This window comes from Kineococcus sp. G2 (genome assembly GCF_037154035.1).
GTDB lineage: Bacteria > Actinomycetota > Actinomycetes > Actinomycetales > Kineococcaceae > Kineococcus.
Map to the genome: position 1 here is coordinate 41,153 of NZ_JBBBEM010000076.1, position 9,948 is coordinate 51,100.

Below are 9,948 nucleotides of genomic sequence, written 5' to 3' on the forward strand. Positions count from 1 at the left end.
CACCGACCACCCGCACGCGGAGATCGCGCCCGCCGGACGGCGCCCGGCGGATCGTGAGCGAACCGTGATCTGCGCGACAACCCGGCCCGGGCGCCCCGGTGCGCGGCGCCGCCCTTGGCAGGATGGGCGCATGGCCACTGACGACCGCACCCGCGAGAAGAACGAGTACCGCGTCGAGCACGACACCATGGGGGAGGTCCGGGTCCCGGCGGCCGCCAAGTGGCGCGCGCAGACGCAGCGGGCCGTGGAGAACTTCCCCCTCTCGGGCACCCCGCTGGAGAGCGCGCACATCGCCGCGCTCGCGCGGATCAAGAAGGCCGCCGCGCTGGCCAACGCCGAGCTGGGCGTGCTGGAGGAGGACCTGGCGCGCGCGGTGGCGGACGCCGCCGAGGAGGTGGCGTCGGGGCGCTGGGACGCGGAGTTCCCGGTGGACGTCTTCCAGACCGGCTCGGGCACCAGCTCCAACATGAACGCCAACGAGGTGATCGCGACCCTGGCGACGGAGCGCCTGGGCCGCCCGGTCCACCCGAACGACCACGTCAACGCCTCGCAGTCCTCCAACGACGTCTTCCCCACCTCGGTGCACGTGGCCGCCACCTCCGCGGTGGTGAACGAGCTGGTGCCGGCGCTGGAGCACCTGGAGGCGTCGCTGCGCCGCAAGGCGGAGGAGTTCGCCGGCGTGGTGAAGTCCGGGCGCACGCACCTCATGGACGCCACCCCCGTCACGCTGGGCCAGGAGTTCGCCGGCTACGCCGCGCAGGTGCGCCGCGGGGTCGAGCGCGTGCGGGGCACCGTGGGCCGCGTCGCGGAGGTGCCCCTGGGCGGCACGGCCGTCGGCACGGGCATCAACACCCCGCCCGGCTTCCCGCAGCGCGTCATCGAGCTGCTGGCCGCGGACACCGGCCTGCCGCTGACGGAGGCCGAGGACCACTTCGAGGCGCAGGGCGCGCGCGACGCGCTGGTGGAGCTCTCGGGGGCGCTGCGGGTCGTGGCCGTGAGCCTGACGAAGGTCTGCAACGACCTGCGCTGGATGGGCTCGGGCCCGCGCACGGGCCTGGGTGAGCTGCGCCTGCCGGACCTGCAGCCGGGCAGCTCGATCATGCCCGGCAAGGTGAACCCGGTGGTGCCGGAGGCGGTCCTGATGGTGTGCGCGCAGGTCGTCGGCAACGACGCCGCGGTGGCGTGGGCGGGCGCCAGCGGCTCCTTCGAGCTGAACGTGCAGATCCCCGTGATGGCGCGCAACGTGCTGGAGTCCACCCGCCTGCTGGGCAACGCCTCGCGCCTGCTGGCCGACCGCACGGTCGACGGCCTGGAGGCCGACGTGGAGCAGTGCCGCCGGTACGCGGAGTCCTCCCCCTCGATCGTCACCCCCCTGAACCGGGTGATCGGGTACGAGGCGGCCGCGAAGGTCGCCAAGCACGCGGTGGCGCAGGGCACGACGGTGCGCGAGGCGGTCGTGGCGCTGGGGTACGTCGAGCGCGGTGAGGTCAGCGAGGAGCAGCTGGACGAGGCGCTGGACGTCATGTCGATGACGGCCCCGAAGGAGGCCTGAGCCGCTCCCGACCCCGAGGGCCCCGGTGCGCGCCGTGCGCACCGGGGCCCTCGCGCGTCCGCTCGGCCGCGGGCGGCGTGGAGGACGTGGGCGTGCAAGAACCTCCGGTAAGCGCTTGCTCCCCTGATTCGTTTCAACCTATGGTGGCGCGGTCAGCAGGACCCCGATCGGCGTTGATCGCGAGGTGGAGACGGTGAGCAGCACGAGGACGGCGGCCCCCGCGCAGGGCTGGGCGGTCAAGGCCCACGACGCCTGCGACACCCTCGTGTGGCTCGCCGGCGTCCACGCCCTGTGGGTCCTCGGCACCCTCGCCGGCGGCGTGGTCCTGGGCCTGGCCCCGGCCGGCGTCGCCGCGGCAGCCGTCAGCCGCCGCCGGCTGCGGGGCGAGACCGCGGGCACCGCCGCCTGCTTCGTGCGCACCTGGCGGGCGGAGTTCACTCGCGCCAACGTCGCCCTCCTGCCGGCCGTGCTCGCCGGTGCGCTGCTGCTGGCGAACCAGCGGGTGTTCTCCGCCCGCACCGGCGCCGTCGCCGAGCTGGTCACCGCCGCCACGGTGCTGGCCGGGCTGGTGCTGGCGGTCGTGGTCCTGGTGGCCGTACCCCTGTACGTGCACTACGAGCTCCCGCTGCAGCGCTACCTGCCCACCGCCGCCGCGTTCGTCCTGTCCAACCCCGCGGCCGTCCTGCCCGCCGTGCTGGGCGCCGCCGCGGTCGTCGTGGCGACGACCGCCCTGCCGGGCCTGGCCCTGTTCCTCAGCGCCGCCGCCCTCGTGCACGTCACCACCGCCGCCTGCGTCGGCGCCTTCGAGCGCAACGACGAGCGGGTCGCCGCCCGGCAGCCCGTCGGCTGAACCCCACCCCCAGCACCACCCCGTACCGCCGGCGCCGCCGGCTGCACCCGACGAAGGAGTCACCGTGCCCAGGACCCCCCGCACCCTCGCCGCCGCCGCGGCTCTCGCCGCCGCCTCGCTGGTCGTGACGGCGTGCTCCTCGTCCGACGCCTCGGAGGGCGGCGAGGAGCTGAGCACCGTCTCGATCCAGGCCCCCTTCCTCGGCGCCGCACCGCCGCAGCAGGGCAGCGAGATCGAGAAGCGGCTCGAGGAGATGACCGGCAAGCAGATCGAGGTCACCTGGGTGCCGAACTCCTCCTACGAGGACAAGACGAACGTCACCCTCGCCGGCGACCAGGTCCCCACGGTCATGGTCATCCAGGGCAAGACCCCCGGGTTCGTGAAGAACGCCGAGGCCGGCGCCTTCTGGGACCTGACCGACGTCCTGGCGGACTACCCGAACCTCACCACGGAGAACCCGGAGGTGCAGGAGGCCGCCAGCGTCAACGGCACCGTGTACGGGATCTACCGGGCGCGCGACGTGATGCGCGCCAGCGTCATCGTCCGCAAGGACTGGCTGAACAACCTGGGTCTGCAGATGCCGAGGACCACCGAGGACCTGGCGAACGTTGCCCGCGCCTTCACCGAGGACGACCCAGACGGCAACGGCGTCGACGACACCTCCGGGCTGATCGTGCCCAAGTGGCCCGGCGGCATCAACAGCAACAGTCCCTGGGACGTCATGGCGACGTGGTTCGGCGCAGGCAACGGGTGGACCGAGCGCGACGGCGAGCTGGTGCCGAACTTCACCACCGACGAGTGGCTGCAGGCCGTGGACTACGAGAAGAGCCTCATCGACAACGGCTGGGTCAACCCCGACTACGCGACCCTCGACTCCGCCTCCTGGAACGAGCCGTTCTTCCAGGGCAAGGGCGGCATCATCATCGACGTCCACTCCCGCGCCGAGCAGATCCGCAAGCTGTTCAAGCAGCAGGACCCGAACACGTTCCAGGACTACGTGGACTCCACCGGCAACCTCGTCGGCCCCGACGGCGAGCTGCACGCGCACCCCACCACCGGCTACAGCGGCTTCCTGGTCATCCCGAAGTCCCAGGTGCGCACCGAGGAGCAGCTGCACGACGTGCTGCAGTTCCTCGACACGATGGCCTCGAAGGACGCGCAGGTCCTGGAGAACAACGGCATCGAGGGCGTGAACTTCACCGTCGTCGACGGCAAGGCGCAGGCCGTCGACACCCCCGAGGCGCAGGCGCTGACGGAGGAGGTGGCCAGCTGGGCACAGCTGGGCACCAACGTCGCCGGGTACGTCGCCTACCAGCCGAAGATGGCGACCGAGTACGAGCAGGCCGAGTACGACGAGCGCCGGGCCATCGAGAAGGCCGACATGGAGGACGCCGTCTTCGACGAGGCCGCCCCCTACGTCTCGCAGACCTACGTCCTCAAGGGCGCGCAGCTGGACAACATCGTCTCCGACGCCCGCCTGCAGTACCTGGCCGGGCAGATCGACAAGGCCGCCCTGCTGGACGCGATCGAGCGCTGGCGCAGCAGCGGTGGTGAGCAGATCATCGCCGAGATCAACGAGCTGGCCCAGGGCAACTCGTGACGGCGATCCAGCCGCCCCCCACCAGGGGGGTCCGCGAGGCGGTCGGGGTCCCCGGTCCCGACCCCTCGCGGCGGGTGGGAGCCCGGGTCCGCCGGAACTCCTGGCTGTACCTGCTGCTCCTGCCGGGTGTCGCGTACTTCCTGGTGTTCCGCTACGCCCCGATGGGCGGTGCGGTCATCGCCTTCAAGGACTACGTGCCGTTCCTCGGCATCGCGGACAGCCCGTGGGTCGGCCTGGCGCACTTCCAGGACTTCTTCACCAACCCGGACTTCCCACGGCTGCTGGTCAACACGCTGGTCCTGGCGCTGCTCAACCTCTGCGTGGCGTTCCCGCTGACGATCGTGCTGGCCCTGCTGCTCAACGAGCTGCGGCTGACCCTGCTCAAGCGCACGGTGCAGACGCTCGTCTACATCCCGCACTTCCTGTCCTGGACGGTCGTCGCGTCGTTGACGTACCTGCTGCTGTCGGTCGAGGCCGGCCCGCTGCTGCAGCTGGTCCAGTCGGTGACCGGGTCGGACGTCACCCCGCTGACCGACCCGGGCTGGTTCCGGTCGATCATCGTCGCCCAGGAGGTCTGGAAGAACACCGGCTGGGGCACGATCATCTTCCTGGCCGCTCTGGCCACGGTCGACCAGGAGCAGTACGAGGCCGCGATCGTCGACGGCGCGGGGCGCTTCCAGCGGGTCTGGCACGTCACGCTCCCCTCGATCCGCGGCACGATCGTCATCATGCTGGTGCTGGCCATCGGGCAGATCCTCAACACCGGGTTCGAGCAGATCTACCTCATGACCAACGCGCTGAACCGCAGCGTCGCCGACGTCTTCGACACCTACGTCTACTTCGTCGGCATCACGCAGGGCGCCTACAGCTACTCCACCGCCGTCGGGCTGTTCAAGGCCATCGTCGGAGTGGTGCTCGTGCTCGGCGCCGACCGCATCGCCAAGAAGCTCGACGGATCGGGGATCTTCTGATGGCCCGTGAGCGCTACCGCTTCAACACCCCGGCAGGCCGCGCGTTCGACGTCGCGAACGTCGTCGTGCTCACCGTCATCGGCCTCGTCGCGGTCCTGCCGTTCCTGTACGTGATGGCCGGTTCGTTCGCGACGGAGGCGGAACTGTCGCGCCGGGCGTTCTTCGTGTGGCCCGAGGAGTGGACGCTGGAGTCCTACCGCTCCATCCTCTCCTCCCCCGCGTTCGTGCGCGCCATGGTCACCACGATCCTCGTGACCCTGGTGGGCACCGCGATCCAGCTCCTGCTCACGGTGACGATGGCCTATCCGCTGTCGAAGAAGACCCTGCCCGGGCGCAACCTCGTGCTGGGCATGGTGGTCGTCACCCTGGTCTTCTCCGCCGGCATGATCCCCACGTTCCTCATCGTGCGCGAGCTGGGACTGCTGAACACCTACTGGGCACTGGTGCTGCCCATGGCGATCAACCCGTTCAGCCTCATCATCATCAAGAACTTCTTCCAGGCGATGCCGCCGGAGCTGGAGGAGTCCGCCCGCATCGACGGCGCCACAGACGTCGGCGTGCTGTGGCGCATCGTTCTGCCGCTGTCCAAGCCCGTCCTGGCGACGTTCACCCTGTTCTACGCGGTGGGCATCTGGAACGACTTCATGTCGCCGCTGCTGTACCTGAACGACCCGGACATGTGGACGCTGCAGGTCTTCCTGCGGCAGGTGACGGCCGGCGCCGAGATGGTCGCCGGTGAGGTCGACCCGAACTACGTCCCACCGGAGCAGGGCATGAAGCTGGCCGTCATCGCGGTGGCGACACTGCCGGTGCTGCTGTTCTACCCGCTGCTGCAGAAGCACTTCGCCAAGGGCATGCTCATCGGCTCGGTGAAGGGGTGAGCGGGGTCTCCGAGCGCCCGCTGCGGGTGCACCTGGCGGGCGACTCCACTGTCGCGGCCTGCCCGGCCGGGGAGGAGCCGATGTCGGGGTGGGGTGCGCACCTGGGCCAGGTGTCCGGCTGGGCGGTGCGCAACCTCGCCGTGGGCGGCGCCAGCACCGCGTCCTTCCGCGAGGAGGGGCGCTGGGCGGACCTGCTGTCGCGCACCGCCGAGGGCGACGTGGTGCTGGTGCAGTTCGGTCACAACGACCAGAAGCGGCCCGGGGAGCTGGACGCCCACGGCGGGTACAGCGCGAACCTCGCGGCGTTCGTCGCCGAGGCCCGCGACGCCGGGGCCCGGCCGGTGCTGTGCACGTCCGTGGCGCGGCGCCGGTTCACGGGCACCGTGCTCGAGCCGACGCTGGGCGAGTACCCCGCCGCGGTGCGCGAGCTGGCCGCCCGCGAGGCGGTGCCGCTGGTGGACCTGGAGGTCTTCACCTCCTGGTGGTACGACCAGCTGGGCCCGCAGCGCTCGAGGAGGTTGTTCGTGCACCTGGCCCCCGGCGAGCACCCCTGCTGGCCCGGCGGGCTGGCCGACGACACGCACTTCAGCCACCGCGGCGCCCGCGGCGTCGCGGCGTACGTCGCCCGGTCGCTGCCCGCCGTCCTCGACGCGAAGGGATCGTGAGCACCACGACCACCACGACCACCACGACCACCGCGGCCGCCGACACGGCGTACCGCAACCCGCTGCGCAGCGCGGGCGACCTGGCCGGCTGGGTCGGTGAGGGCCCCGTCGTCACCGAGCCGGGCCCGGACGGCACCGTCCTGGCCAGCTCGGCGACCGACCCCGACGCCGACTCCTCTCACTTCACCCTCTGGTGCCCGCGGGTGTTCGGCGACTCGGTGCGCGTGAGCGTGGGGTTCACCCCGCTGTCGGGCGAGGGGCTGGCGATGCTGTTCGTCGGTGCGGCCGGCACGGGTGGGCAGGACCTCTTCTCCCCCGACCTCGCCGTACGCAGCGGGCTCTACCCGCAGTACCACTCCTCGGACGTGCGGGCCCTGCACGTGTCGTTCTACCGGCGCAAGTGGGCGAGCGAACGGCGGTTCCTGACCTGCAACCTGCGCAAGGCCCCGGGGTTCCACCTCGTCGCCCAGGGGGCGGACCCGCTGCCCCCGCACGAGGACGCGGACGGCCCGTACCGGCTCCAGCTGGTCAAGGACGGCCCGCACGTGAGCTTCTCGATCGACGGGCTGGAGCTGCTGCGCTGGACCGACGACGGGTCCACCGGTCCCGCCGTCGGCGGCGGCCGCGTCGGGTTCCGGCAGATGGCGCCCCTGCGGGCGCGGTGGAGCGACCTGGAGGTGGAGCAGGCGTGAGCCTGGACGAGGTGACCACGACGACCCCGGACGGCCCGGTGGGGGGCGCGGCGGTGCACGAGGTGCCGCTGCGCTGGATCGACGACGAGGCGCCACCCGCGCTGCCGGGCGGGGCGACGCTGGGCGTCCCGCTGCCGCGGGGCCTGGTGACCGGAACCGAGGGCCTGCGCGTCGTGGACACCGCCGGGACCGGGGTGCCGGCGCAGTTCTGGCCCTTGGCGACCTGGCCGGACGGCAGCACGAAGTGGACCGGCGTGGCCCTGCCCGCCACGACGGCCCCCTCCCCCGGTTACCGGGTGCTCGTCGCTCCCGGTACCGCGAACCCCCTGGACGAGGCGGGCGCACCCCAGGTGCGGGTGGCCGAGGACGGCGAGCGCGTCGTCGTCGACGCCGGCGGCCTCGTGCTGCGGGTCGCCCGCCGCGGCCCGGCGCTGTTCGAGGCGCTGGAGCTGGACGGCACCGCCGTCGCCACCGGTGCCCGGTTGGTCAGCGAGCTGGCGGCCGACCCGGCCGGGCGCGAGCGCACCGCGTTCGCCGGCGCCGTGGAGGAGGTCGTCGTCGAGCAGCGCGGCCCGGTCCGCGCGGTCCTGCGGCTGCGCGGGCACCACCGCGGTACCGCCCCGGGCGGGGACGAGCGCTCCTGGCTGCCGTTCACGGTGCGGCTGGTCGTGGCCGCCGGCGGCCGCAGCGTCGGGGTGGTGCACTCCTTCGTCTTCGACGGCGACGGCCGGCGCGACTTCCTCGCCGCCCTGGGCGTGCGCGTCGACGTGCCGCTGCGCGCGGCGCCGCACGACCGCCACGTGCGGTTCGCCGGTGCCGACGGTGGCGTCTTCCGCGAGGCGGTGCGCGGCGTCACGGGGTTGCGCCGCGACCCCGGGGAGCAGGTGCGTGCCGCGCAGCTGGCAGGACGTGCCACACCGCCGGTGGAGACGTGGGCAGCGCCGGTGCCGCAGCTGCTGCACCACGTGCCGGCGTGGTCGCAGTACCGGCTGCGCCAGCGCACCGCGGACGGCTTCGCGATCGCCAAGCGCCTCGGCCCGGGGCTGGGGTGGGTGGACGCGGCCGCGGGCACGCGGGCGGCGGGGTACGTCGGCGTCGGCGACCCCGGCGGGGCGCTGTCGGTGGCGGTGGCGGACTTCTGGCAGTCGCACCCCTGCGGTCTGGACGTCACCGGTGCCGCGGGGCGGGCCGGGGAGGACTCGGCGACGGTGACGGCGTGGCTGTGGGCGCCGGACGCTCCGCCGATGGACCTGCGCCCCTACAACGACGGCGCCTCCACCCCGGACCACGCCTCGCAGCTGGAGGCGCTGGAGATCACCTACGAGGACTTCGAGGAGGGCTTCGCCGACGCCCACGGCACGGGGCGCACCTCGGAGCTGACGCTCACCGCGCACCCGGGCACCCCGGCAGTGCAGGAGGTGGCCGAGGCGGTGCGCGCGCTGGCCGCTCCCCTGCAGCTGGCGGCGACGCCGCAGGCGCTGCACGCGGCGCGCGTGTTCGGCGACTGGGCGCCGGTGGACCGCTCGACGCCGGCGCGCGCCGCGCTGGAGGACCGGCTGGAGTTCCTGCTGGACTTCTACCGCGACCAGGTGGAGCAGCGGCGCTGGTACGGGTTCTGGCACCACGGCGACGTCATGCACGCCTACGACGCCGACCGGCACGTGTGGCGCTACGACGTGGGCGGTTACGCGTGGGACAACTCCGAGCTGTCCCCGGACCTGTGGTTGTGGACGAGCTTCCTGCGCACCGGCCGGGCTGACGTGTTCCGGATGGCGCGCGCGATGACCCGGCACACCGGGGACGTGGACGTGTACCACCTGGGGCGGTGGGCGGGGCTGGGCTCGCGGCACAACGTGCAGCACTTCGGGTGCAGCGCCAAGCAGCTGCGCATCTCCAACCCGGCGTACCGGCGGTTCCTGCACTTCCTGACGGCCGACGAGCACACCGGGGACCTGATGGCGGAGCTGGTGGACTCCGACGCCACGTTCCTGGCACTGGACCCCACCCGCAAGGTGCGCGAGGACGCGGCGACGTACGTGCCGCGGCGCGAGGCGCTGGCGGTCGGGCTGGGCACCGACTGGGGGTCGCTGGCGGCCACCTGGCTGGCGGACTGGGAGCGCACCGGCTCGCCGCGCTCGCGCGAGCGCCTGCTGGGCACGATGGCCGACATCGGGGCGCTGCCGCAGGGGTTCCTGACCGGGGAGGCGCTGTACGACCTGGACACCGGGCGCTTCGACACCACCCGGGACCGGATCGCGGTCTCCCACCTGTCGGCGGTGTTCGGCCTGGTGGAGATCGCCAGCGAGCTGGTGGACCTGACGGCCGGCACGGACGTGGGGGCGGCGTTCGAGGCGGCGTGGTTGCGCTACTGCCGGTTGTTCAACGCCCCGGCCGAGGAGCAGGCGGCCGAGGTGGGTGCGCCGCTGTCGGGAACGCACCTGGAGCAGGCGCACAGCCGGCTGACGGCGTACGCGGCGGCCCGCACGGGCGATGCGGCGCTGGCGCGGCGGGCGTGGGAGGAGTTCGAGCGCGGCGGGGAGTTCCTCACCGCGGAGGCGTTCGCGGCGCGGCGGCTGGAGCCGCCGGAGGTGCTGAACGCCGTGGACGAGGCGCGCACGCTGTCGACGAACGACGCGGCGCAGTTCTCGCTGGCGGCGATCCAGAACCTGGCGCTGGTCGGGGACGCCCTGGGCTGAGCCCCGGACGCGCGGAGGGGGGAACACCCCCAGGGGGGGGG

The 9,948-nt window shown here is 72.9% G+C and carries 8 protein-coding genes; all 8 read left to right on the forward strand.

The window, feature by feature from the left end; all coding sequences use genetic code 11:
* Positions 1-130: 130 nt before the first annotated feature.
* A complete protein-coding gene (locus V9U69_RS12165) occupies positions 131-1,552 on the forward strand; it encodes a class II fumarate hydratase (RefSeq protein WP_337062083.1) in 1,422 nt (473 codons plus the stop codon).
* Between the two features lie 193 nt (positions 1,553-1,745).
* Entirely contained in the window at positions 1,746-2,402 is a 657-nt protein-coding gene (locus tag V9U69_RS12170) for a DUF624 domain-containing protein (RefSeq protein ID WP_337062084.1), read from the forward strand.
* A 64-nt stretch (positions 2,403-2,466) separates the two neighbouring features.
* On the forward strand, positions 2,467-4,002 hold the full coding sequence (locus tag V9U69_RS12175; RefSeq protein WP_337062085.1) for an extracellular solute-binding protein: 1,536 nt from the start codon (positions 2,467-2,469) through the stop codon (positions 4,000-4,002).
* Positions 4,003-4,076: 74 nt separating this feature from the next.
* Positions 4,077-4,973, forward strand: a complete 897-nt coding sequence (locus V9U69_RS12180) for an ABC transporter permease (RefSeq protein WP_337062086.1) — start codon at positions 4,077-4,079, stop codon at positions 4,971-4,973.
* Positions 4,973-5,854, forward strand: a complete 882-nt coding sequence (locus V9U69_RS12185) for a carbohydrate ABC transporter permease (protein WP_337062087.1) — start codon at positions 4,973-4,975, stop codon at positions 5,852-5,854. Before V9U69_RS12180 ends, V9U69_RS12185 begins: the two co-directional genes overlap by 1 nt.
* Positions 5,851-6,519, forward strand: a complete 669-nt coding sequence (locus V9U69_RS12190) for a rhamnogalacturonan acetylesterase (protein ID WP_337062088.1) — start codon at positions 5,851-5,853, stop codon at positions 6,517-6,519. The genes V9U69_RS12185 and V9U69_RS12190 overlap by 4 nt, the downstream gene beginning before the upstream one ends.
* Positions 6,516-7,211, forward strand: a complete 696-nt coding sequence (locus tag V9U69_RS12195) for a DUF1961 family protein (protein WP_337062089.1) — start codon at positions 6,516-6,518, stop codon at positions 7,209-7,211. The genes V9U69_RS12190 and V9U69_RS12195 overlap by 4 nt, the downstream gene beginning before the upstream one ends.
* Positions 7,212-7,222: 11 nt before the next feature.
* Entirely contained in the window at positions 7,223-9,907 is a 2,685-nt protein-coding gene (locus V9U69_RS12200; protein ID WP_442907753.1) for an exo-rhamnogalacturonan lyase family protein, read from the forward strand.
* The last annotated feature ends 41 nt before the right edge of the window (positions 9,908-9,948 follow it).

Bases quoted from the DNA above. Each gene is read 5' to 3' on its own strand.
- V9U69_RS12165 (WP_337062083.1), top strand. From the start codon at position 131: ATGGCCACTGACGACCGCACCCGCGAGAAGAACGAGTACCGCGTCGAG.
- V9U69_RS12185 (WP_337062087.1), top strand. From the start codon at position 4,973: ATGGCCCGTGAGCGCTACCGCTTCAACACCCCGGCAGGCCGCGCGTTC.